A 23,736-nucleotide genomic window follows, 5' to 3' on the forward strand; every position below is an offset into this window, starting at 1 on the left:
GGGGGGGGGGGTAGATGCGAATACCTCGCGAAGCTGATGTGCTGCGTGCGCCGCGGGTATAGATTCAATTCTTCGTGATATTCGAATGCGCACGGCTGTAGGAAACCCCTACTGTGGAGAATGTGCTCCGCAGAAAGCCCAGCGCCGTAAAAACCCACAGGAGTATCCCGTGCGGGTAGCTTGGTGGCCCAAATGAGGTCTGAATAATAAAGGTGTGTCACAAAAAGAAAGCTGGGAGGTTCCTGAAAGTGAACACTTGGTGAACACACTTTAGCCTCTTGATGGATATAATCACCCCTCTCCCCCGCACTCTCGCATAAGCCACATAAACCAACTTAAGCATTCCGATAGGTGCACCCTTTTTTCCGCGGAATATCGGGAGATTTTCCCCTGAAATATGGGCTCTATAGTAAAACCCTCACGGAAACCCGCTCAATACTGTGGGTTTATCTGTTATTTCGTGTTAATTCGGAATACTTTAGATTTCGTGAAAACCGACAGATAATTTTCTTGTGACTACAGAACTCATTATTCTCGTGATCGTGGTGCTTACCGCACTCGCCTTCGACTTTACGAATGGCTTCCACGACACCGGTAACGCGATGGCAACCTCCATTGCCACCGGTGCACTGAAGCCTAAGACCGCCGTGGCGCTGTCTGCGTCCCTGAACCTTGTCGGCGCGTTCCTCTCTGTTGAGGTGGCACGCTCGGTTGGTAGCGGCATCGTGAACCTGGATCGTATCGATGTAACAACGGATGGCCCGGCGCTGATGCTTATCGTCTTTACCGGCCTGGTTGGCGGTATCCTCTGGAATGTTTTGACCTGGCTTCTGGGTCTTCCCTCCTCCTCGTCGCACGCTCTGTTTGGTGGCCTGATTGGTTCGGCTATTGTCGCGATCGGCTTTGACGGCGTGCAGTGGATGGGCGTTCTGTCCAAGATTATTGTTCCCGCGGTCCTCTCCCCCGTCATTGCGGCTATTGTGGCGGCAACCGGCACTTGGCTGGTATACCGTATTGCTGCCCCGGTGGCTGACGACCGTAAGCACGGCGGCTTCCGTAAAGGACAGGTTGCGACCGCATCCCTGATGTCTCTGGCGCACGGTACTAACGATGCGCAGAAGACCATGGGCGTGATCTTCCTGGCTCTGGTTGCCTCGGGCACTCTGAGCAACGATGACGCGATCCCCCTGTGGGTGAAGGCTTCCTGCGCTATCGCTATTGCTCTGGGTACTTACCTGGGTGGCTGGCGCATTATCCGCACCCTCGGTAAGGGTATCGTTGAGGTAGACACCCCGCAGGGTGTTGCTGCTGATGGTGCATCCGCCGCGATTATTCTGACCTCCTCCCACTTCGGTATGGCACTGTCCACCACTCACGTGGCATCCGGTTCGATTCTGGGTAGTGGCCTGGGCCGTAAGGGTGCTGAGGTTCGCTGGTCTGTTGCTGGCCGCATGGTGGTTGCTTGGCTGATTACTCTGCCGGCTGCCGCAATTGTGGGTGCTCTGACCTGGCTGATTGGTCACGGCCTGAACGCTCTGACCGGCACCCAGTTCGTTGGCGAAATGACCGTGTTCGCTCTGCTGGTGATCTTCTGCTTCCTGATGTGGCGTCATTCCCAGAAGGACAACATTGACGCTTCGAACGTGACTGGCGACTGGGATGAAAAGGAAGGCGCTGCAGTCACCAGCGCTGAGGCATCCGCAGAAGCCCAGACCCTTGCTACTGAGAAGGCAGGTTCGTAGTCGTGGAATATCTGATGGACATTGTGAACAAGGTTATTCCGGTGCTGATTGCCGGTTTGTTCTTTGGCGCGGGCCTTCCGGCGCTCTATGCGCTGGGTCTGCGTATGCTGGCTGGTCGTACCGAGTACACCGCGGACGGCAAGCTCGTTGAAATTGAGCCTCCGGGAACGGCGGCGAAGATTGCTGCGTTCTGCATTTTTGCTATTATCGTAGCAATCGTAATCATCGGTATTCTCTGGGTCGCTAAGGACTTTATCGACCACACTTTCGGCTGGAATATCTTCGGCGTAACCGGTGGAGGCCACTAATCCCGTGAACACTAAATTGCATATGATGACTGCTTCGAAGGAGGGGCTCGATGCCTGATAAGAGCATGATCTCTCGAGTAATCGACTGGCTGAGCGTCGGGTATCCCAAGGATGTTCCGGTGCAGGACCGCGCGGCAGTGATGGCTATTTTGAAGATGCGTCTGACCGATGAGCAGCTGCAGGAAGTTGTTCGCCAGCTCATGCAGTCCCGTGCTGCCCGTGGTGAGGCGTACGTGAGTGACCAGCGCATTAATGAGTACATTCGTCGAGTGGTGGATCATACCCCGACCCCGCAGGATATTGACCGCGTCGCTAAGATTCTTGGTGCGCACGGCTTCCTGATTGCGGAGAACCATGTGAATGAGGACGCCGAGCCTACGGCTGGCGGTACCGAGTACGTGACCTACGATGATCCGACGACCGGTGAGATTCGTATCGCTGAGTTGGCTGCCGAGTCGGCTAATATTCCGGCTCCGAACGCTACTGCTGCGCAGGACGACTAAATAGCCTGCTGTGAGAGGTGAAAACTCTCATGAATCTTGTGACCTATGGGGTGGACTCAAGTCCACCCCATAGGTTTTCTTTATGCCCTTCGAATGCTGCGCCGCGGGTTGTCAGCTCACCCATAGGTGTGGGCGGTATTCTAGAGAGACTCACTCCCTCAAACTAATGGCGGGCTTTGTGCTCGCCCTACATCATGGAGATTCTGTGTCTTCTTCACCTACTCCTGAACCCGAGAACTCTCACTTTACGTCCGCTCAAGAAGCCTCTCAGAGCTCTTCTGAGGCGGCATCGATTGCTGCGGAGGACTCTGTTGCTCAGACCCCCTCTACCCGCGTAGATGCCGCTAAAGAGGCTATTGCCGGGCAGGCGCGCCGCCTCGTGGTGCCCCGCCGTTCCCTGCTTCTGACTGGCGGAGTGGTTGCCGCCGCCGGGGTGCTCGCCGCAATGCCGCAGATTGCGGCAACCGGAGTGCTGGGTGAGGATGCGGCGGTGGTGGTTTCGACCGAGAAGCTGCTGGCGCGCCGTGAGCGTCTGATTCGTGAAAATATCGATACCCGCTACCTGAAGATTGAGTCGCTGGGGCGTATCTATGTGGGTCAGGGGCGTAGTGAACAGGACCTGCGCCTGGTGGGTTCTTTCTCCCTCACGGAGGCGGCGCAGGCCGATTTGGCGGCGGCGGCTACGGCTCTGACGAACCTGTCTGTCTACGGTTCTCTGCACCGGCTGAGCGTCACCTATGGCGGTGTGGACTCGGTGAATGACCCGCAGAATGTTGCTAATACGGTGACGGATGCGCCGGTGAGCCCACTGCGAGTCAATGATTCGGCGACTTTGAAAGAAGAGCAGTGGCTGAAGGTGCTGACCGCTAATGCGACGTTGGGAACTAACGCGAGCTACGCGCAGGTGGGTTTGCTCGCGGATGAGCTGCGCCTGAATGCCGTCGTGATTGATGAGAACTATGAGTCCCTGTTGAAGCGTTTCCGTGCGCTAGCTGAGCTGGATCTGAAAAACGAGCGGGTGCAGCAGATTCACCTGAATATTCAGTTGGCTCCGGAGAAGGCGCTGAGTCTGCCTTCGGGTGCGCAGTCGAAGATTTCGGTGAGTGTTGCCGAGTCTTCGCGTGTGGCAACGGTTGCTGATGTGCTGTCGAAGGCTGCCACGAAGAAGGAACTGAAGACTTTGGCGTCGTTCTCGCTGGTGTGGAATGCCCGTGAAAAATATCCCTCGGCGAGCCAGTGGGATGGGTTCAAGTTGGGCTTCACGGCGCCGGAGTCGAAGGAGGAGTCCGCGAAGGAGGCGCAACGTACCGCGATTCGTAAATATCTGCAGGAAGTGAGTGGTCCGCTGCAGGCTCTGACGAAGCGGGAGGCGACAGTGCCGGGTGAGGTGATTACCTAAGCCCCCTCATACCTAATCCCCTCAGGGGTGTGATGGGTCTAACTAAAAAAATGTGCCTGGGGATTTGGTGAAGTCGCAAAAGGTGTTATAGACTAGTAAAGCACCGCGGGGGCGTGGCGCAATTGGTAGCGCATCTGCTTTGCAAGCAGAGGGTTAGGGGTTCGAGTCCCCTCGCCTCCACTTTCCGGTGATTATAGCAAGAGGGAAACGCCTGGTTCCATTCCGAACCCAGAAGCTAAGACTCTTCGCGCCGATGGTACTGCACTTTTGTGGGTGTGGGAGAGTAGGTCATCGCCGGTTTATTTTTGAACCGAGAACCCCATGTCGAAAGACATGGGGTTCTTTGTATATCCGGGTACGTCAGGGTATATCCGGGCATGTCAGGGAACTACCGCAGGGGGCACCCCGGGGTATATGCACGGGGAGATTCAGCGCTCTACCTGTAGCATCTGTAGCGCCTCCTCTCTCCCCTTTCCTCCCCCCATAAAGAACAAACAATAGCCGCCCGCCAGAGTAAAACTCTTGGCGGGCGGCTATCTTTCATAAAGCGCTCCCTCGCGCCGCTAGCGGCGCCTCAGAAAGCTATCTTAGATCCCCTGAGAGAAGAAGAAGATACGGGAACGCTTATGCGTTCTTCCAGGGGTCCTCCACGGGACGAGCTGCGTTGTAGGCTGCGGCGCCTGCAACACCCAGAGCAACCAGCAGACCCAGGAACGCCAGGCCCTTACGGGGGCGCTTGCCGCCGTTACGCTCAATACGAGCCAGTTCCTTCTCAGCGGCACGAACAGTCTTTGCGGTAGCCTTACGAGCCTTCTTCAGGGCCTTCTTGTTGCCGGTCAGCTTCTCAGCGAACATCTCAGCGGTCTTGCCTTCCAGCGCGGACTCAACAGCAGCCAGAGAAGAGACAATAGTCTGAGCCTTAGCAGCCTTGCGTGCCTTACGCTTCTTGCAGCAGAACATGGGGTGACCTCCATCGGTTGAAATGCGCCAGCAGCCAGAAAACGCCGCCGCGCGCGTAGTGTTCACCTCTCAGGATATTCAATTCCCGCCCAAAAAGCCCGCCCAACGGTGCGCCCGGGGCGAAAAAACATGTTAGATGGCGAATGAGCGCCGCCCCGTGCCACAATAGAGCCATGAGTAATGCAACTGCTAAGGCAACTATCCACACTAACTACGGTGACATCGTCGTCGATCTCTTCGGCAACCACGCACCGCTGACTGTTGAAAACTTCATCGGCCTGGCTGACGGCTCCCGTCAGTGGAAGCACCCCCGCACCGGTGAAATCATGAACACCCCCCTGTACAAGGACGTCGTGTTCCACCGCATCATCAAGGACTTCATGATTCAGGGTGGCGACCCCCTGGGCATGGGCGTTGGCGGCCCCGGCTACCAGTTCAAGGACGAGATTCACCCCGAGCTCTCCTTCTCCAAGCCCTACCTGCTGGCAATGGCTAACGCAGGCCCCGGCACCAACGGTTCTCAGTTCTTCATCACCACCGTTGAGACCCCCTGGCTGAACGGCCGCCACACCATCTTCGGTGAGGTCACCGACGAGGCATCCAAGAAGGTTGTTGACGCTATTGAGAGCGTTGAGACCGGCTTCCAGGACCGCCCGGTCAAGGACGTTGTCATCTCCTCGATCGACATCGAAAAGCTCTAATAAACCCCATCGGAAGGCTCATACGAGCATTCTGCTGAAGGTGTTGAGAAAACACGTATAGTTCAGGGGCCCGCCAGGATTCTTCCGGTGGGCCCCTGTGCTTATATGCCCACGCGCGCCATCCCCCGCACACCACCCCGGTTGATCCGGTACACAACCCCTGGAGGTTCAGTGGAGAACTTTCCCAACTACGCAGGCTACGGGCAGACCCCCACCGTCTGTGTCAACCACCCCAACCGCGTTAGCTACGCCCAGTGCAAGCGTTGCAACCGCACCGTCTGCGGCGAATGCCAGGTAGCACTGGATGTGGGCATGGTCTGCCCCGACTGCTACCGCGACCTCACCGGCGGCAGCTCGAAAGCACAAGGTTCGAAGGCAAAAGGCTCGTTCCTGGCGCGCCACTGGCACATTACGTACACGCTCATTCTGATTAACGTCGCGATGTACGGTCTGCAGCAGATCATTCCCAATGAATGGGTGGTTAGGCATGGCAACATCTGGTGGCCCTACGTCCAGCACGGCGAGTACTACCGCATCATCACCTACGGTTTTCTGCATATGCAGAATGACCCGATGCACCTGGTGTGGAACATGATTAACCTCTTCATCTACGGTGTGTCCCTCGAACGCATGATGGGGCGCTGGAAGTTCCTTGTGGTGTACCTGGGCTCTATCATCTTTGGTGCCCTCGGCGTGTACGTGCTGGCTCCTGGAACGAGCGTGGTGGGTGCCTCCGGTGGCCTATTCGGCCTCATGGGCTCGTTCTTGACCCTGCTGATCATCAGGAAGCAGAAGGACACCGCACGAGTGTTCGTCATGATTACTGCCCCGAACATCATTTATAGCATTATGACCCCGTCGAATATCTCCCACGCATGCCATGCGGGTGGTTTTGTCGGTGGTGTGCTGTTGACACTGCTGTTTGTCCCGCTTGTGGATAAGCCCGAGCCTCCTCAGCAGCAGAGCCCGCAGCAATGGCAAAACGGCAGGTACTAAGCCTGAAAATACGTGAAAAATCTTCGGAAAATCCGGCACGAAAATCTTTGGAGAGGCAGTGGAGAACTTTCCCAACTACATGAATTACGGGCAGAGCCCCACGGTCTGCGTCAACCACCCCGACCGCGTTAGCTACGCCCAGTGTGGGCGCTGCAACCGCACCGTCTGCGGCGAATGCCAGACGGCGCAGGGCGCGGGTGTAGTATGCCCCGACTGCTACCGTGACCTAAATGGATTCGCCTCGAGCCCGACGCGTTCCTTCATCGCCCGGCACTGGCATATTACGTACACGCTCATTCTGATTAACGTCGTGGTGTACGGTCTGCAACAGATCATTCCATTCCGTTGGGTGTACAACCTCGGCGCGATGTCGGGTCCCAGTGTTCACCGCGGTGAGTACTACCGCTTGATCACGCACGGTTTTTTGCACTCGCAGAATGACCCGATGCACCTGGTGTGGAACATGATTTACCTCTTCATCTTCGGTGTATCTCTCGAACGAATGATGGGGCGGTGGAAATTCCTCTTTGTATATATGGCGGCTACCGTAGGTGCCGGCTGCAGTGTGTACCTCTTCACCTACTACCGTGGTGCCGTGGGCGCATCAGGCGGTGTGTACGGCCTCTACGGCGCGTTCTTCGTCCTTCTGCTTCTTCGGAAGCAGAAGGATACTGCACGCCTCTTTATTCTGCTCATGGGTATTGACGTTGTGCAGAGCCTCTTCCACCCGAATATTTCTCACGCGGGACACTTTGGCGGCTTTGTCGGTGGCGCGCTCGCGACCCTACTGATTATCCCGTTCGTGAAGAAACCCGAGTCCTCGAATCCGCCGCCGCAGAGCCCGCAGCAGTGGCTCAACGGCAGGTATTAAGCCTGGAAAACCGCGGAAATCCGGTGCAGAGACACGTTATCCACAGCAGTTTTCCACACTGTGTATAACTACATTCGTGTAATTCCACGAGTGTGAGTACATGTTAAAAACCTGTGGATACAGGCTAAAACAACCGAATTACACGGGGTGAATTACACGGGTGTAAGAGTTTTCCCCAGATTTCTCCACAGATGTGGAAAACCTTAAATACCAGGGTGTGTGTAATTACAAAAAATTCCGGTGCTACGCACCAACAAAAAGTGCCCGGAAGGATCAACCTTCCGGGCACTTTCACGTATCGAGCCCCTTACGGGGCAAAGAAGCAGCGGGTGCGAACCTAGTTCGCCTGAGCCTCCGCCTCCTCAACCTCCTCGGGGGTGAGCTCCACACCGGTGTACAGGCGGAACTGCTCAGCGGCCTGCAGAGCAATCACCTCACCGCCGTGAATAACTTCCTTACCCGCCGCACGAGCCGCACGAACCAGCGGAGTCTCAACAGGCATCGCCACCACGTCAAAGACCACCTGCGCCTCAGCAATAGCCTCCTGCGGGTAGGACAGCTCCTCGCTCTCCTCACCGCCAGCCATGCCAATCGGGGTCACGTTCACCAGAATCGGCGCTCGCAGGTTGCCCACCTCCGGTGCCCAGGCGTACTCGTAACGCTCAGCCAGCGCGCGGCCGGTCTCCTCATTACGGGCAATAATCATGCCTTGCGAGAAGCCCGCATCAAAGAACGCGCCAGCCACAGCAGCCGCCATACCGCCCGAACCGCGCAGCAAGAACGGCAGAGACGGATCCACATTATGCGAACGCAGCAGGGAAGCCACCGCAATCACATCCGTGTTGTACGCCTTCAAGAAGCCGTCAGTGTTCACAATCGTGTTCACCGCACCAATAACCGCAGCCGAGTGGTCCATATCGTCCATCAGCGGGATAACAGCTTGCTTGAACGGCATAGACACCGAGCAGCCACGAATACCCAGAGCACGCACGCCGGCGATAGCACCCTCAATGTCGGTGGTGGTCATCGCCTTGTACAGGTAATCCAGACCGTGCTTCTCATACAGGTAATTGTGGAACTTAATACCGTGATTTGACGGGCGACCAGACAGAGAAATGCAGACCGTCGTATCGCGGTTCAGTGCCGGGCGAGCCATCTTAAGCCTCGCCGCCAGCGTCGAGAGTGTTCTGGATCAGCTTCTTCACCTTGTTGCGGCTCACCAGGTCAGCGACCACAAAGTGGGTGTCGCCGGTATCCACGGTGGGAACAACCGCGTTGCCGTCGTTGAGGGACTTCACGTGCGCCTCAGCCTGCGGATCCTCCCAAATGTTCACCCAGGTAGCGTGGTCGCCCAGCTCGCCCAGCTTAGAATCCAGAGCCTCGCAGTAGGGGCAGCCGGGGCGCCAATAAATGACGACGCCGCCATCCTTCATGACCTCGCGTGCCTTCTGCTGATCGGACTGCTGACGTTCAAACATAGTTCCTCCATAAACAGGGTGCTCCGCGGTCTCCAGGAGGCGCTAAAACCTGCCTGAGGGCGCAGCTCAATAAGTTGATGTATCAAGCATAGCCTGAGTACGTAGGTGCGGGGGAGAGGCCCTCATCGGGCGAACGCCCGCGCCGCACCCCGGCAACCCGCACAGCACTCCCGCAGAAGCCTTCACCCTGCGCCCCAGAAGCCTTCCCCCGCGCATTAACGGCATACGCCCCACACCAAGGTTGCCGGACCAATGATGCGGGGCGTATACAGTTCGCGAGAAAGCGCGAGTACTTGTGCTGAGTAAGAGTAAAAGAAGAGTGAAAACAGGCTACCAGGCGGTAACCGAAGCTGAGCAATATGCCGAGTGAGTCGGTGAGTGAAAGAACCCAGGCGGGGCAGAACGCCCCATTATTTGAGAGAGATGTTGAGTGAAAGCCGTTGAGTGAAAGCCTGTAATGCAAAACCCAGGGAAAGGCGCCCTACCCCACGAGGAAGCGAGGCAGGACGCCAATCCAAAGGAGGCTGTCGCCTTACTTGCCGAACTTCTCGGTCAGCTTGGAGACGTTCTCGGTCACGACCTCTTCAACCTTGGCAACGTGCTCGTCGGTGACGATCTCCTTGCCAGCCTTTTCGTTGATGACTTCCTGAGCCTTGTCGAGGCCCTGCTCAACGGTACCCTTGATATCGAAGCCCACGGGGGCCTCCTTTCTGCGCTTTCGCGCTCTAAAGCCTCACTCTTGGTGAGGTACCTGCCCGGGGCGGGCAGAAAACTGGAGTGTGATGCTTTGGCGGACGAAACCTGCAAGCTGGGCTTGTATGTGACGGTCGAACCCAGTGTAGATGCTATCCATATGCCGGACTATGCGCATCGAAACTTTACAGCTCACGGATTGCGTCCGTCGATAAGTGTACATACCCGCGAAGGCAAGAAAAACCACCCTCAGAAAACGTGGCGCCACTTTTGACCAATGACCAAAAAATTATGGCTTATCAGCGCGTTATTACGGGGGATGAGCGGAGGAAATTTGCAGAAACTCGCAGGAAACTTCCAGCTATGAATATTGTTCAAAACCCCGAAAAAACGCCCCTATGACACCCCGCTGATTTATGACAGACTTCAGCACCCAACCCTACAACACCGGAATATCCGTAGGAGCAGCGCCCGCAGCCCAATCATGAGACGCCGCAAAACCAGCAACCATCGGCAAAAAACGAGGCGCCGCATAGCCGCGCACAGCATACGCAGTCGCCACCGCATCCGCGGCAGCCTCCAGCTGAGAGGTCGGAATCAGCGCCATCACCGCGCCACCAAAACCACCACCCACAATACGGGCACCCAACGCGCCCCGATCCAGGCACACCTGCACCGCATCATCAATCTCAGGGCGAGAAACACGCAACTCATCACGCATTGATACAAAAGACTCCGTGAAAATACGGCCCGTCTCCTCAAACGCCGCGCAACCCAACTCATCAGCATGCTGCAACAGATAGCTCGCACGACCCACCAGAGTCATATCGTGGAACGCATGACGCACCCAACCACGCGGGAACGAACACGAACGACCCGCGTCCTCCAGAGCATCCAAGGCACGATTCACCGAAGAATCCACCAAGTCAGCACGCCACGCCTTTGCCGCACGCGCATCCATACCCGCACACGACAAATCCTCCGGTAGGGCATCACGCAAAAAACGCAGACCCAAAGCGTCAGCGCACGCCTCAGACGCCGCACGACGAGCCGCAAAACCGCCATCCGTCAGCTCATGCGGAGTGTTCGTATCGATCACCAAAAAACTCAGGCCATGCTGGGCAATATCCACCGCAACTGGCTCAATCGAAAAATCACGGAAATCAATCACCAGAGCCTGCTCCGGATACGAACGCAACGACGCCGTCTGATCCAGGCCACCCGTATGCGCGCCAGCCACCTTATTCTCAGCCGTAATACACACCTGAGCCAGACGCGCACGCAACGCATCACTATCAGCCGGGGTAGCATCCGCCTGCGGGCACTCCTCACGCACCGGACACGAGAGCTCCAACAACGCCAACGCCGTCGAACACTCCAAAGCCGCCGAAGACGACAAACCGCCACCCACCGGAACACGAGAATTAATCAGCAGGTCAGCACCAAACTCATCGGGCAGCATAATATCCCTGCCGCCCTCCTGATTCATCGCCCACGCAACACCCGCCACATAAGTGAACCAGCCCTTCAAATGACCCGGTTGAATATCGCGAATCACGACCGTGCGCTCATCGCCGGGCATCTGCAAAGAAGCCGCGCGCAACACACCATCACGACGCAACGCACCCGCCACATAGGTGCGGTACGGCAGCGGCATCGGCAGGCACGAGCCACCCAAAAAATCAATGTACTCGCCCAAAAGATTCAGGCGCCCAGGCGCAGACCACACACCATCCGGCTCATAACCATACGCAGTAATAAACTCCTCACGCACACGCGCAATCTCCGCGCTATGGTCCGGAAGAGCCGCCCACTGGGCGGTAGCGGTCATCGACATGGAACACCTCTGATAAAGCCCAACGGGGCACTAAGACATAAACAACACCCCACTCGCACCAGATACCCAACGGGCAACAGCGCAAGCACGTGTCACCTCTAGACTAAAGCAGACAACCGGCGAACATCGACTCAGCCGCCAAACCGCGCCGGTATCAGAGCGCAGCAGAGCAGCCAGCACCAACGCACGCAAAAGCCCCGCACCCCCACAAGGGGGCACGGGGCACCATACACAACTAATAAACCAAAAGAGGAACAGGCGACTTACGCATCCTGCGTATAAGGCGCTTGCACTATCATCATCGAATCAATCGCAGAAAGCAGATCCTGGCGGTAACGGTTAAACGCATTCTCAATCAGAGGAACATCGCCACTCGCCACAGCTTCCTGCGGAGAAATCAGCGGCAGAGTCTGATACTCCTCCACCAGGCTCAACGCAATATGGGTCAACAAACGAGCACGACGTAGCGCCTCCGCATGGCCTAAACCAAGAGCCTGGAACTCATGAGCCATAGCCACCACCGGCTTCAACTCACGCGGGTGCAGAGTCAAACTCAAACGCACCACCTCAGGGCACTCACGAATCGGGTACAGCAGGGAGAACAGCGTATCGCCGCGGCGAATCATCGAAGCGCGAATAGCCTCCGGATTCGCCTCAGCCTCCTCAGACATCGACTTCGGGGCACGAGCCAGAATGTAATCCGCCAACAGAATCAGAAGCTGCTGCTTATTCTTCACGTGGTAGTACAGGGCGCCGGGAGCCACGTGAAGCTCCTGAGCGAGTCGGCGCATGGAAAGGTCCGCCAAACCGTAGGTCGCCAAGACCTCGTAGGCGGTATCTAGAATCTTTTCACGGGAAAGTACCACCCTTTCATTTTAGGGTGTTCAAATCTGTAACGTGAGCAAGATGCACCCCACGGCAAACAAAAACCCCACAAATACGCGGCACAAACCCAAAAACCAATGTTGATTCTCACTCACCCGGAGCGAACGTTTCGCGTTTCACGAGCACTTTTGTCACCGAAAACCCTCCAGTACACGCAGAAAAAGGCAGACGCCCACGCTCTCGGCATAAAATCACGTCTTAAACCGCCCAAAACCGCCAAGACAGGTAAACCTCGCGGGCACACGCCCCGAAATCAGGTGTTTAATATTCGGTATGAGCAATGCATTTTCTGAACTAATCGAGCGCGCCACCGCAGGCGAAGGCCTCAACCGCGAAGAAATCCACACCCTCCTCGTGGACGGTGAAGGACAGGACTTCGCCCTCATCGAGGCAGCCTCCGTCGTGCGCCGCAACGAATTCCGCAACATGATTGCGATCCACACCGAAGATGAAGCACTCGCCGACGCACTGGGCACCCGCTCCATCGCCGTGGACTCCTACGAAGTACTGGATATCTCCCGCGATATCGACTCCGAAGAACTCGCGGCAACCATCGAACGTATTGCTGAATCCTCCGCCATCGGCGTGACCGTACTACTGCCCGAAAATGCAGTACCCATGATGCTCATGCGCGTGCTGTCCATCCTGCGCCTGGCGGCACCCGCCAAGGTCATTCACCTGCCCGAAGGCTACGAACAGTCCCTGCGCTCGCTGACTTCCCTCGCAATGCACGTGGTCAGCGCTATCACCATTACCGACGACATTGAGCAGTGGCCCATGGTCAATGAGGTGCTCAAGGCGCTGCGCCACGGCGGTATCGTCATCTCCGGCACCGGTGGCCGCGATGCCCTCGCAGGCTACCTGCGCTACCTCTCCGACCTCGGCGTGGACCTCATGGGTCACCGCGACGCACGCGGCTCCGCCTGTGGCTCGGTTGACGGCGGCGGATGCGGTTGCGGTTCGGGTGGCTGCGGTAGCCACGAGGAGCCGGCACCTTCCGCTGGTGGTTGTGGCTGCGGCTCGGGCGGATGCGGTTCCTCCGCTGAAGCTCCCGCTGAGCCTCACGGTCACTCTCACGGCGGCGGTGGCTGCTGCGGTGGCCACGATGAGCCGAAGGAAGAAAAGGGTGGATGCTGCGGCGGCCACGACGAGCCCGAGCCGGTCGTCGAAGAAGCCCCCGCTGGTGGCTGTGGCTGCGGTGCTGGCGGTTGCGGATCCAAGTAACCTGCTAGGGGTTCTTGCCCCAAGCTTTATATTCCAAATATAGAATTTTCCCCTGAATAACCTGCTGAAAAGTAAGGATATTCAGGGGAAACTCTATATTCCGTAAAGGGTATTAGGCTCAGAGGTAAACAACACCACAATAAACGCTGCAGAACCCCCATATCCGAAAAACGGAATGAACCCCTCCGGTAGAGTAGAAAGACGTAGCCGACTAATCCTAGCCGCGCGAAAGGAACAACACCGGACCAATGCTTTACCTCTCCGTTATTGTCATCATCCTGCTTGCGACCGTATTCATGGTCAGCGTCGGTGACCGACTCAACCTGCCCTGGCCGGTCATGATGACCCTGCTCGGTGCCGCCGCGCTCTTCATTCCCAACCGACCGGACCTCACCATCGACAGCGACATCATCCTGCCGATCTTCCTTCCGCCGCTACTGTGGGCCATCGGCGTTAAATTCTCCTGGGGTACTCTGCGTCGCCGCTGGAAATCCGTACTCCTCTACTCGGTCCTACTCACCACCGTCTCTGCCCTGGCGATTGCCGGCGCAACCATATGGTGGGTCCCCGGCATGACCATCGCCGTCGCCCTCGCTGTGGGTGCAGCTGACCCCGTTGCCGTGGAGGCGGTCGCCGAGCCCGTCGGCATCCCCCGTCGACTCATCGGCACCCTGCAGACCGAAGGTAGCTTCAACGACGCTATCGCAATCGTGCTCTTCCACGCCGCAATCCACTCCATGACTAGCGGCCACCATATTGACCCGCTCTCCGTTGCCAAGGACTTCGTGCTCGGCTCGATTCTCGCGGTCATTATTGGTTACATCTTCGGCTGGCTCGGCGGCTACGTGCGCCAGCGCGCCCACGACGTGGTCACCAGCAACGCCGTGACCCTCGTGATTCCCTTCGGTGCCTACCTAGCTGCTGAAAGCGTGCACGCCTCCGGCGTTATTGCCGTGGTCATCGGCGCTATCCAGTTCACCAGCACCAAGTACATGGCGGCGCTCGAAGCGGAAGAACGCCTCTCCTCCACCTCCTTCTGGCAGATCATTGAGCTGCTCATGACCGGTGTCGCCTTCGGCCTCATCGGCCTGCAGGCAAGTAGCATCATCGCCACCGCCGATCCCTCTCGTATCGCCGGTCTCTTCGGCAACGGCGCCATGGTCGCACTGGTTGCCATCCTGGTGCGCCTCATTTGGTTCACCATCGTCTGGCTCGCAGGGCGCAAGAACCCCATCCACGAGGGTGCCCCCGAAAGCTTCGCCGAAGTTATCGTCATGACCTGGTCCGGCATGCGCGGCCTCGTGACCCTGATTCTTGCCCTGTCCATCCCCGTGGTCAACGGCACCGAACAGGTACGCCAGGACGCCATCGTCATGATGCTCTCCGTACTCTTCTTCACCCTCGTGCTGCCCGGCCTGACCCTGCCCCTGCTCGTGAAGGTCCTTGGCGTGCAGGCTAACCATGAAGAAGAAACCGCCGTGCCCGAACTGCTCAAGATCGCGCAGATTGCAGCCCTCGAGGCGCTCCAGGCGGAGGCAAAGGCAACCACCGACCCCGAGACCTACGCTCGCGTGAAGGAAATGTGCTCCGCCATCACCCGCCGCGACGAAATCAGCGAGGCGCTGCCCGAAGAATACAAGCAGCACATGGAGAAGATTAAGGACAAGCGGAACGACTTCGTGCGCCTGCGCGACGCCGCCCTCGTCGCCGCACAGAACGAGGTCATTGCCGCCCAGGATCGTTACGACTCCCACGACGTGCTCCGCGTGGTGCGTAAGCTGGACATCCTGGCGCAGGCAGAAAGCATCCGCTCCTCCGGCATGTTCATTCTGCCCGCCATGACCGCTGGCGCGGTCGCCATGGAACGCTACAACCTCTGGAAGAAGCACCAGGGCACCCTGAGCACCCGCGCAATCCCCGTGGTTGAGAACGCGCCCGCCTCGCCCCTGGTCACCAACGAGGTAAGCCCCAAGTCCTAGCCGGTACCTCCGCGCACGAACACTACGTTTCTGCCCCTGCATACGCCACCGAGTGAAGCCCACTGGTCTTTAGCTCACAGGCGATAGACAGGGGCAGAAGCAGATTAAGGCTCAACTATCACCTAAAATGAGAACCGAACGTTAGCTCTCTCAAACTCACGAACACATTGAAAGTAGACATGGATTTCAAGACTCTTTCGCCTGCGTACCTGACCTCCCTCGGCGTGATTTTTTGCGGCGCGCTCTTGATTGGAACTTCCAACCCCTGGCTCCTGTGGCTCGGCTGGATTCTTCTGATTCTTGCGCTGGGTCTGAACGTCCTTGCCTTCGTGCTGTCCGTGGGTAAGGCGAAGGGCAACCCGACCCCCGCACTGGTGACCAACCTGGACGGTTTCGAATCCTCCGTGGAGAACCGTATCCGCGAGCGCTCGGAGCACCGCCGTGAAGAGCGTGAAGCTGCTGAGCATGAGGTAATCGAGCAGGAGGCAGGTGAGCACGAGGTAGCGGCGCAGGCTGAGTACGATGAACAGCACGAGCAGCAGGCACCCGCTGAAACCTCCGAGGCTGTTGAGGCTGCAGAGGTTCGTGAGGAAGAGCCCACCGAATCTCAGCCGATTGTTGCCCCCGCCCCCGGTCGCATGAGCGTTCTGCCCTCGCGCCCCCGTTCGGGTCGCACCCCCAAGCCCCGCTCCAACGCACGCTAAGGCAGGTCGGTTGTGAATACGAAGTTTTTGCTTTCCCCGGCGTACTTGGTTTCTATTGCCCTGATGCTTTCCGGCGCGGTGCTTTCCGGTGGCCGTTTCATGCTGATCGGCTGGATTCTATGCATTGTGGGCGTCTGCCTGAACGCCATGACCCTGGTCGTGCTGACGAACCGCGAGCAGCTGTACACCATGGACGCGAAGGTTGCCCGAGGCACCCGCCGCGGCTTTGATGACCGCCCCTCTGTGGTGCAGCGCCTGGACGGCAAATCCGCCGCTGACAAGGCTGAAGCGGAGCCTGCAGAAGAGCCTGCTGAAACACCCGAGAAGACCAACTAGGGGCAACCCCTAAAGGCATATAGAAACCCCCTCAGAAGTTCTCTGAGGGGGTTTCTTTATGCTTGCTGCCAAGTGGTGCTCGGGTGTCTGCCCGAACGCTTAGCCGGGTATCTGCTTGATGAGTGGGATTAGCGCTGTGCACCCAGCTTCTGCGCCGCGAAATCCGCGTACTCCTGCACGTGCGCGCGAGCCTGCTTGGTTAGTGCCTTATTCTCTTCCAGGATGCGCGCCGACTGCGCCGCCATCAACTCCAGATACTGGCGGTCGCGGGTCTTCTTCCATGCGGTGCGTGCCGCCTCCAGCTCGGCGAAATCGTTGAGCGCCTGACGCTGCATCGTGTAGCGGACCCACATGAGCACCAGAATCAGCACCAGCGGAATGAGGCACGCCCAGCTCTGCCACAGCCCGTACAGTGCCGCTGCAATGGCACCCAAAACAATCAGCACCGGGGAGATGGAGACGATGGGGGAGTCCGGGCGGTTCTTCTGGTTCTTCACGAGTGATTCACGCGCCATAGCGCGGAAGGTGTCAGAGAAGCTGGACGGGTCGTAGGACTGGGCAGAATCGGGGTGCTGGCTCTTGCCGGGCTGGGGTTTGGGGGATTTAGAGGAAGACGGGCACATAGAAACCTCACGGGGTACATGGGGAGTATCGGGAAAGCGGGTGTTTCACGTGAAACGGGGGAGTAGGCGGCGAATACGCGAGAGAGACGTGGCGAGTATGCGGAAGCGTATGCGGAAGCGGCTGGCAGATGCTCAGCGCTCGCCGCGCCTATACGCCGCCTCGGCAGCTTCTACAGGGAAGCCTCAATAAACTCGTACGCCTTATCCACACAATCGGTGGTGACGGCCTTAACCTCATTGGGGGAGTAGCTGAACGACGCCGAACGGTCAGCGTAACGGTGCATGTCGATATCGTTCCACGAATCACCAATCGTATGCACCTCATAGGAGCTACCCGGATGCTCAGCCTGCAGGTACTCCACCAGATGCTGCAGACCGGTGCCCTTCGTGCAGGCGGGCGGCACAATATCCAAGAAATCCTGGTTCTTGTGGCAGTCCACCGAATCACCAAAACACTCCAGAATCCAGGTGTACGCCGCCTCGCGGATCTGCGCATCTGGAATCCACAGGGGTACACCCACGTACTCGTGGTTCTGCAGGTCATCAGCCAGCAGGGGAGTGAACTCCGGCAGAATATTCGTCGACGAACCCACCCGGTCGCAGAGGCTGTAATCGTTATCCAGAGTCGTCGCGAACAATGCCACGCCGTCCACGGTGCTGAAATGCTCGTAGCACGCCTGCACAACACTCACCGGAAGAGGCTGATGGTAAATCACCCGGTACTCCCGGTCGGTAATCACCGCCCCCGTGTACAGCACGTGGTAATCAAAGCGGATGGCGGTCGGGTTCAACGCCAGCTGCGTGGCAAAAATGCTCTTGCCCGTGCACGAGACCGCCAGGTTACCCTCCGCCTGCCAGCGGGCAATCGCCTGCTCATTGGCAGGCTCCACGGCGCGGTTAAACAGAATCGTGCCGTCCAGGTCGAAAGCCATCAACTTGGTCATAGAAACTCCTTCGCGGGAGGGCTGCATTGCCGCGAATTGTGCGCCGCAACCGATAGAAAACGGGGGTGCCGCCGGTACTTTTAAGTGTACCGACCGCACCCCCGCCACTTGAGATATAGCCCCTGAGTCTCACGCCTTCACTGAAGGGTGAAAGGGCTCATTCCTCAGATTTTTAGAGGGCCAGGAATCCCAGGTAGGAACCGAGGATGCCCACGGCGAACAGAGCGAAAATCAACCAGATAGCGTTGACCTTCTTCTTCAGCAGCCACATGCACAGGAAGCACAGGCCCAGCGACGCAAGGCCCGGCAGCAGGTCGTTCAGCACCGACTGAACGGTCACATCCACCATCGCGCCAGCCTGGTTCTTGTAGCTGGTTAGCGGCAACGGAATGTTCACGCTCGTCCAGCGGTACACCAGCGCACCCATCACGAACAGACCCATCACGGAAGCGCCCTGAGTGATCTTCTGCAGGGTGTTACCGCCCGCCTCAGTCACAATCTGGGTACCCTTCTCGTAACCGTACTTGAAGCCGTACCAGCGGGTCGCCCAGCGAATTGCGGTCAGGCCGAAGAAGAACAGCAGCGGGCCCAGAATATTACCGGTCACCGCCAGGGAAGCACCCAGAGCAGCCAGCACAATACGTGCGGTACCCCAGTAAATCGGGTCGCCCACACCAGCCAGCGGGCCCATCAGACCCACCTTCACGTTGGTGATAGCGGCCTCGTCAATGTCCTTACCGGCTGCCTTCTCACGCTCCATTGCAGCGGTCACACCCATAATCGAGGATGCAACCCACGGCTGGGTGTTGAAGAACTCCAGGTGGCGGGTCAGCGCCTCCGCCTGGTCTTCCTTCTTGGTGTAGAAGCGCTTAATCGCCGGAATCATGGAAACCGCGAAACCGATGGACTGCATACGCTCGAAGTTAAACGAACCAAGCAGAAAAGTGGAGCGGAAGTAGGTTTCGACCTTGTCGCGCTGGGTGAGCTCGGGAACTTCAACGAGCTCGACGTTCTTGTTCTCAGTCATGATGATGCTCCTTACTCGAGCTCGTTATCGAGGTCGTTTGCTGCGGCTGCCGGTGCTACGGCGGGTGCCTCGCTCTTATGGAAGAGCGGGTTCAGCTGGGTGTACAGCAGACCCAGGCAGGCGCCCACAATACCGATAGCAACCAGGTTGAACTGTGCCTGACCGGACAGGGTTGCGACGAGGTCCTTCGCGCCTTCGGTGCCAGCAATCGAAATCGACTGGGTTGCCGGGATAGCGGCGGCGGCAATGAAGCCGAGGAAGAAGAAGGGCATGAGAGCCTTCGAACGCATCATGTTGATGACCATTGCGAAACCGACCACGGTAATCATGCCACCAGCGATACGCAGGCCAACGGTCACCTCTGTGGGAATCATGTTCAGCAGGCGGGTCAGCTCTTCGGAGCTAATCAGAGCCACAATAGCGGTCGGGATAGCCACACGCAGACCCTGCAGAGCCATACCGCTGATGTGCATCAACTCAATACCGCGGAAGTTCGCGGTCTTCGCGAAATTATCCGCCTGATGCTGGAAGAACACCGTAATGGTACGAACGAAAATGGTCAGAACCTGACCTGCTGCAGCCAGCGGCACAGCAATAGCAATACCGGTGGTGATGTCCTGGTGACCCTGAATCACAACAACAGCGGAGATGGTGGATGCCAGGGCCGAGTCGGGAGCCATAGCCGCACCGACGTTCATCCAGCCCAGTGCGATGAGCTCCAGTGCGCCACCGAGCATAATGCCGGTAGTCGGGTCACCCAGCGCAAAACCCATCAGGGTACAAGCGACCAGGGGGCGGTGGAACTGACGCTCGTCCACCACGGATGCGACGCCCGCAATGAACGCCACGAGAACAACGAGAATAAACGTCAGGGCGCTCATGCGTCCAGGCCTTTCTGCTTGAGGATCTTTTCCAAATCAACCGGGGAGTGGTTGGGCAGCTGCTGCACCGTCAGCTTCACACCGCGCTTAATGAGTTCGCGGTAGGCTTCCAGGTGCTCCTCGGAGGCGTACACTGCGTCCGAGAGCTGAACCATGCCGGTCTTGAAGGTGACGCCACCAACGTTCACTTCGTTGATCTTGACGCCTTCGTTGAGCAGTCGCACCACGTCAACGGGGGATTCTACGACGAACATGGTCTTCATACCGGTGTACTTGGGGTTGTTGTACACGCGGCCAGCCTTAGCGATGTCCAGGACATTGGTCTTCACGCTGGTCGGCGCGACCTGCAGCAGCAGGGACTTGCGCAGCTGATCGTGTGCCGCATTATCGGATGCCGCGATGAAGGTCTGCGGTGCGATATGCGGAACCCAGGTGCCTGCCACCTGACCGTGAATCAGGCGGGAGTCGATGCGGGTGAAGATAGCGTCCATGGTGCCGCCGGGAACCTGCTGAGCAACCGGAACCTCGACCACCTTGGTCTCTGCGGGCTTCGCCTCGGCGGGCTTGGCGGCTGCGGGCTGGTTCGCCTCCTGGAAGGAGCGAATACCCTTAGTGCCAGCCTTGTGCGCCTTAGCGACCAGGGACTTGAGGGTTACGTTCTTACGGCCTGCGCCGGAGATGACCTCAATAAGCATCGGTACGTTGACACCGGAGACGACGTCGACGCCCTCGCGGGTGGCTGCGAACTGCGCACCGGCGTTGTAGGGGCTACCGCCGAAGAGGTCGACCAGCAGCAGGGTTTCTTCTGCTTCAGACGCCTCAACGATGCGGGTGTACTCTTCGACGAGATCTTCGGGGCCCTGACCCGGCAGGAACGTGACCGGGTGGACGTTTTCGAAGTTACCGAGGATCATGCCGGCGGTCTTCAGCAGAGCCGGAGCCGACTCGCCGTGTGCCGCCACAATGATAGTGACCATAGTGGTCCTCTCGTGTTCGTGACATGGTGTGTAGTGGCCCCGTGAAGGGCCTCATAATTCTCAGATAGTAACACGTTGTTTTTGTGTTTTGTGGGTTTTATCTGACTTTGCACACTTTAGGTTCCTATGACATTTTTTCAAGTGTTGGAATATGGGTTTTTGATGTCAAAACACGTATTTATTGCCAGGGTGTAAAAAATTTAAACAGAACACTGAAAAAAGGTTGTCGACACGGAGGGCAATGCGTTATTTTTGCGGAATTTCAGGAATGACGGCATCTTGTACGCGGGCTGACGACGTGCTTGTTGCAGGATATTTTGACTGCGATAGTGCAAGAAAATGATTTACAAAGAAAATACCGAACAAAAAATGGGTGCACGGATCAAAAGATGTGGGATTTATAAAAAACCAACATTTTCCTGCGGTCTGTCCACAGAATGGTATTTCTGGAATATGCCGCTATAAACCGTCATTTCAAAATTTAAATCGACGCGCTAACGCGCGAAGGAAAACCCGGGAAAACGACAATTTAGTGACAGGTTGTATATATAAATAGCAACCCACCTTTAACGGCCACGTTCCGCCCGGCATCACCCCTCTAGAATCCTCACTCCCAGATTCTTCACTCCCCGATTCCCCCATCCGAACCCCTCACCGGGATTCTGAGGCGCAGATTTCGCGGCATAGAAAAAGCGACCGGGAACCCTCCCGGTCGCTTTCTATCGAACATGCGCTACGCGTTAATGCCCCACATATCCCGCGCCAGACGCGCAATATGAATCGTCAAATACGTCAACTCATCACGAGTCAGGCTCTGCTTCAGCTGCATCTGCAGTACCAACAAAACCTTCTGCGCACACGCGTAGGCACGCGGTGCATCCTCACGAAGAGCCGCCAACAAACTCGGCTGCGACACCTCATCTGCATCCTCCGCGCGATTCGCGGAGGCGCGGCTCGCCCGCACAAACAGGTACCGCAGGTGCGTCACAAAACGTGCCGCACTCATCGAATCCGGGTCGATCTTCCGCTCGTAGCTTGCCTCAATAATTTCAAAAACCTGCGCGAAAACCTCGGTCATGCGGAATGCCTGAGACATATCCGCCGTCGCAAATTGCGCGTTGACCAGGTGCAACGCCAGGGGGATAGCCTCGTTCGGGTCCAGTTCAACCTGCAGGCGCTCGCGAACCATTTCCAAAACCGTGCGGCCGTACTCCACCTCGCGCGGGTAGAGGACAGTCACCTCCGGGGCGAGCGGATACTGCACCCGCACCCCGTCACGCGCACGAACCACCGCATAGTGCAGGTGATCAGCCAGCGGAAGAATAAACGAGTTCGACAGCTCCAGTGCACCCTCGGCGCGCACCTTCGACTCCAAAAGCGTGGCAATCGACAGAATCTCCGCCGGAATCTCAGACAGAGTCATGCTCAAACGCTCACCCGACATGCCCTGCTCCGGCACAAACGTCTGCTCCACCGCAGACGGGTCAATCAGCTGACCCTTACGCTTACCAAAAGCAATGCCGCGACCAATCATCACGGACTCCTTGCCGTAATGATCCACCGTGAGGACAACATTGTTGTTATAGATACGGCTAATGCGCATGTGTCCTCCTCTGCGGGTGTCGGGGCGCCTGTGTCGGGGTGGCACACTGAAACGATAAAAGGCGATTGAGCATCACCTAAGCTACTACAAATTTTACCGAAAGATTGAACCCGTATTGAAGGGTTAACGCGCATGGTTGGGATAATGGGCGGCACGAAACTGTGCCCCAGCTGTGATACAGGCAAGCATTCCATAAGTTTGCGGCTGAAAACTGGCTCCCGACCCACCGTGAACCCTAAATCGCGATACCCTTAATCACATGAGCAGCAAAGCAACCGAAATCGCAAAGAACCTTCCCACACTAGAGCATCCGGACGGTAGCCCCATCCGCGCCCTCGTTGTTGACGATGAGGAGATGCTCAAAGAACTCGTCAGCATGGGTCTGAAAATGATCGGCTGGGATGTGCAGTCCGCAGGTGATGGTCCCTCCGCGCTCGCGATTGCCCGCGATTGGCGCCCCGACGTGCTCGTGCTGGACATTATGATGCCCGGCTTCGACGGCCTGGAGCTGCTCTCCCGTATCCGCAAGTTCTACCCCGAGGTTCCCTGCCTCTTTCTGACCGCTAAGGATTCGGTTGATAACCGTATTGAAGGCCTTGCCGCCGGTGCGGATGACTACGTGACTAAGCCCTTCTCCATGGAAGAGGTCATGATCCGTTTGCACCGCCTGGTACAGCGCTCCGGCGTTGCCGCCATTGATGATGCCGAGCTGGTCGTTGGCGACCTGGTGCTGAACCAAGACACCCGTGAGGTCACTCGCGGTGGCGAGCAGATTAACCTCACTGCAACCCAGTTCGACCTGCTGCGCTACCTCATGGAGAACGCGAAGCGCGTGGTCTCCAAGAGTCAGATTCTTGATAATGTCTGGAACTACGATTTTGGTGGTCAGGCAAATATTGTGGAGCTGTACATCTCGTACCTGCGTAAGAAGATTGATGTGGGTCGCGAACCGATGATTCACACCGTGCGCGGTGCCGGTTACGTGCTACGTCCCGCTGTCTAAGTTTATTCTCTGCTCTTCATATGGCGCGGTATAACACCCGGTTATACCGCGCCATATCAGCT

General features: G+C 57.6%; 24 protein-coding genes, 1 tRNA gene and 1 rRNA gene. 14 read left to right on the top strand and 12 right to left on the bottom strand.

All coding sequences use genetic code 11. From position 1 onward, the window contains the following. Positions 1-512 precede the first annotated feature (512 nt). The 6 genes from HMPREF2884_RS03590 to rrf all read left to right on the top strand — a co-directional run bounded on the left by HMPREF2884_RS03590 (position 513) and on the right by rrf (position 4,252). Positions 513-1,742, top strand: coding sequence for an inorganic phosphate transporter (locus tag HMPREF2884_RS03590; RefSeq protein ID WP_012902636.1), 1,230 nt, complete (start codon positions 513-515; stop codon positions 1,740-1,742). Positions 1,743-1,756: 14 nt separating this feature from the next. Next, the gene (locus HMPREF2884_RS03595) at positions 1,757-2,050 is read left to right on the top strand and encodes a hypothetical protein (RefSeq protein WP_044149971.1); all 294 of its coding nucleotides are present in this window, start codon (positions 1,757-1,759) and stop codon (positions 2,048-2,050) included. A gap of 50 nt (positions 2,051-2,100) precedes the next feature. Beyond that, a complete protein-coding gene (locus tag HMPREF2884_RS03600; protein ID WP_012902638.1) occupies positions 2,101-2,553 on the top strand; it encodes a DUF3349 domain-containing protein in 453 nt (150 codons plus the stop codon). 205 nt (positions 2,554-2,758) lie between these two features. After that, positions 2,759-3,952: an acetamidase gene (locus HMPREF2884_RS03605; RefSeq protein WP_246827918.1), complete on the top strand. Its 1,194-nt coding sequence runs from the start codon at positions 2,759-2,761 to the stop codon at positions 3,950-3,952. 107 nt (positions 3,953-4,059) lie between these two features. Then, a tRNA-Ala gene (locus HMPREF2884_RS03610) sits at positions 4,060-4,132 on the top strand. A 3-nt stretch (positions 4,133-4,135) separates the two neighbouring features. Next, positions 4,136-4,252, top strand: a 5S ribosomal RNA gene (gene rrf / locus HMPREF2884_RS03615). Between the two features lie 324 nt (positions 4,253-4,576). Here the strand turns inward: rrf and HMPREF2884_RS03620 are convergent. Then, positions 4,577-4,912 carry a hypothetical protein gene (locus HMPREF2884_RS03620; RefSeq protein WP_070615733.1) on the bottom strand — a complete coding sequence of 112 codons (336 nt, stop codon included), beginning with the start codon at positions 4,910-4,912 and terminating at the stop codon, positions 4,577-4,579. Positions 4,913-5,085: 173 nt separating this feature from the next. Here HMPREF2884_RS03620 and HMPREF2884_RS03625 point away from each other — a divergent pair, with 173 nt between their 5' ends. The 3 genes from HMPREF2884_RS03625 (at position 5,086) to HMPREF2884_RS03635 (ending at position 7,480) form a co-directional block, all read left to right on the top strand. Beyond that, a complete protein-coding gene (locus HMPREF2884_RS03625) occupies positions 5,086-5,613 on the top strand; it encodes a peptidylprolyl isomerase (RefSeq protein WP_070615735.1) in 528 nt (175 codons plus the stop codon). Between the two features lie 171 nt (positions 5,614-5,784). Then, the gene (locus HMPREF2884_RS03630) at positions 5,785-6,609 is read left to right on the top strand and encodes a rhomboid family intramembrane serine protease (protein WP_070615737.1); all 825 of its coding nucleotides are present in this window, start codon (positions 5,785-5,787) and stop codon (positions 6,607-6,609) included. Between the two features lie 58 nt (positions 6,610-6,667). Then, entirely contained in the window at positions 6,668-7,480 is an 813-nt protein-coding gene (locus HMPREF2884_RS03635) for a rhomboid family intramembrane serine protease (RefSeq protein ID WP_083309671.1), read from the top strand. Positions 7,481-7,817: 337 nt separating this feature from the next. Here HMPREF2884_RS03635 and HMPREF2884_RS03640 read toward each other — a convergent pair whose 3' ends face one another. From HMPREF2884_RS03640 to HMPREF2884_RS03660, 5 genes are all read right to left on the bottom strand, one after another. Next, positions 7,818-8,636 carry a shikimate 5-dehydrogenase gene (locus tag HMPREF2884_RS03640; RefSeq protein ID WP_005504124.1) on the bottom strand — a complete coding sequence of 273 codons (819 nt, stop codon included), beginning with the start codon at positions 8,634-8,636 and terminating at the stop codon, positions 7,818-7,820. 1 nt (position 8,637) lies between these two features. Then, positions 8,638-8,958 carry a glutaredoxin domain-containing protein gene (locus HMPREF2884_RS03645; RefSeq protein WP_005504125.1) on the bottom strand — a complete coding sequence of 107 codons (321 nt, stop codon included), beginning with the start codon at positions 8,956-8,958 and terminating at the stop codon, positions 8,638-8,640. 532 nt (positions 8,959-9,490) lie between these two features. Beyond that, positions 9,491-9,655: a hypothetical protein gene (locus HMPREF2884_RS03650; RefSeq protein ID WP_005508004.1), complete on the bottom strand. Its 165-nt coding sequence runs from the start codon at positions 9,653-9,655 to the stop codon at positions 9,491-9,493. A gap of 435 nt (positions 9,656-10,090) precedes the next feature. Continuing rightward, a complete protein-coding gene (locus HMPREF2884_RS03655; RefSeq protein ID WP_070615739.1) occupies positions 10,091-11,488 on the bottom strand; it encodes a galactokinase in 1,398 nt (465 codons plus the stop codon). A gap of 263 nt (positions 11,489-11,751) precedes the next feature. Then, complete coding sequence (locus HMPREF2884_RS03660) at positions 11,752-12,354, bottom strand: TetR/AcrR family transcriptional regulator (protein WP_070615741.1); 603 nt, start codon at positions 12,352-12,354, stop codon at positions 11,752-11,754. 292 nt (positions 12,355-12,646) lie between these two features. Here HMPREF2884_RS03660 and HMPREF2884_RS03665 point away from each other — a divergent pair, with 292 nt between their 5' ends. From HMPREF2884_RS03665 to HMPREF2884_RS03680, 4 genes are all read left to right on the top strand, one after another. After that, complete coding sequence (locus HMPREF2884_RS03665; protein WP_070615743.1) at positions 12,647-13,597, top strand: biotin synthase; 951 nt, start codon at positions 12,647-12,649, stop codon at positions 13,595-13,597. A 248-nt stretch (positions 13,598-13,845) separates the two neighbouring features. Continuing rightward, a complete protein-coding gene (locus HMPREF2884_RS03670; RefSeq protein WP_070615745.1) occupies positions 13,846-15,576 on the top strand; it encodes a cation:proton antiporter in 1,731 nt (576 codons plus the stop codon). Between the two features lie 179 nt (positions 15,577-15,755). Further along, a complete protein-coding gene (locus HMPREF2884_RS03675) occupies positions 15,756-16,280 on the top strand; it encodes a hypothetical protein (protein WP_070615747.1) in 525 nt (174 codons plus the stop codon). A gap of 12 nt (positions 16,281-16,292) precedes the next feature. Continuing rightward, the gene (locus HMPREF2884_RS03680) at positions 16,293-16,616 is read left to right on the top strand and encodes an ATPase (RefSeq protein WP_070615749.1); all 324 of its coding nucleotides are present in this window, start codon (positions 16,293-16,295) and stop codon (positions 16,614-16,616) included. A 128-nt stretch (positions 16,617-16,744) separates the two neighbouring features. On the opposite strand, the gene HMPREF2884_RS03685 is transcribed toward HMPREF2884_RS03680, so the two are convergent. From HMPREF2884_RS03685 to HMPREF2884_RS03710, 6 genes are all read right to left on the bottom strand, one after another. Then, entirely contained in the window at positions 16,745-17,239 is a 495-nt protein-coding gene (locus HMPREF2884_RS03685) for a hypothetical protein (protein WP_070615750.1), read from the bottom strand. Positions 17,240-17,409: 170 nt separating this feature from the next. Then, positions 17,410-18,183, bottom strand: a complete 774-nt coding sequence (locus tag HMPREF2884_RS03690) for an HAD-IIB family hydrolase (RefSeq protein ID WP_070615752.1) — start codon at positions 18,181-18,183, stop codon at positions 17,410-17,412. Between the two features lie 172 nt (positions 18,184-18,355). Continuing rightward, positions 18,356-19,210, bottom strand: a complete 855-nt coding sequence (locus HMPREF2884_RS03695; protein ID WP_005504142.1) for a PTS system mannose/fructose/sorbose family transporter subunit IID — start codon at positions 19,208-19,210, stop codon at positions 18,356-18,358. 11 nt (positions 19,211-19,221) lie between these two features. Continuing rightward, the gene (locus HMPREF2884_RS03700) at positions 19,222-20,091 is read right to left on the bottom strand and encodes a PTS mannose/fructose/sorbose transporter subunit IIC (RefSeq protein WP_049326833.1); all 870 of its coding nucleotides are present in this window, start codon (positions 20,089-20,091) and stop codon (positions 19,222-19,224) included. Further along, positions 20,088-21,068, bottom strand: a complete 981-nt coding sequence (locus HMPREF2884_RS03705; protein ID WP_070615754.1) for a mannose/fructose/sorbose PTS transporter subunit IIA — start codon at positions 21,066-21,068, stop codon at positions 20,088-20,090. Before HMPREF2884_RS03705 ends, HMPREF2884_RS03700 begins: the two co-directional genes overlap by 4 nt. Before the next feature lie 733 nt (positions 21,069-21,801). Further along, the gene (locus HMPREF2884_RS03710; protein WP_049345980.1) at positions 21,802-22,671 is read right to left on the bottom strand and encodes a PRD domain-containing protein; all 870 of its coding nucleotides are present in this window, start codon (positions 22,669-22,671) and stop codon (positions 21,802-21,804) included. A gap of 259 nt (positions 22,672-22,930) precedes the next feature. Between HMPREF2884_RS03710 and HMPREF2884_RS03715 the strand changes: the two genes are divergently transcribed. Continuing rightward, the gene (locus HMPREF2884_RS03715) at positions 22,931-23,674 is read left to right on the top strand and encodes a response regulator transcription factor (protein WP_049354120.1); all 744 of its coding nucleotides are present in this window, start codon (positions 22,931-22,933) and stop codon (positions 23,672-23,674) included. The last annotated feature ends 62 nt before the right edge of the window (positions 23,675-23,736 follow it).

The organism is Rothia sp. HMSC073B08 (assembly GCF_001812975.1).
Taxonomy (GTDB): Bacteria; Actinomycetota; Actinomycetes; order Actinomycetales; family Micrococcaceae; genus Rothia; species Rothia mucilaginosa.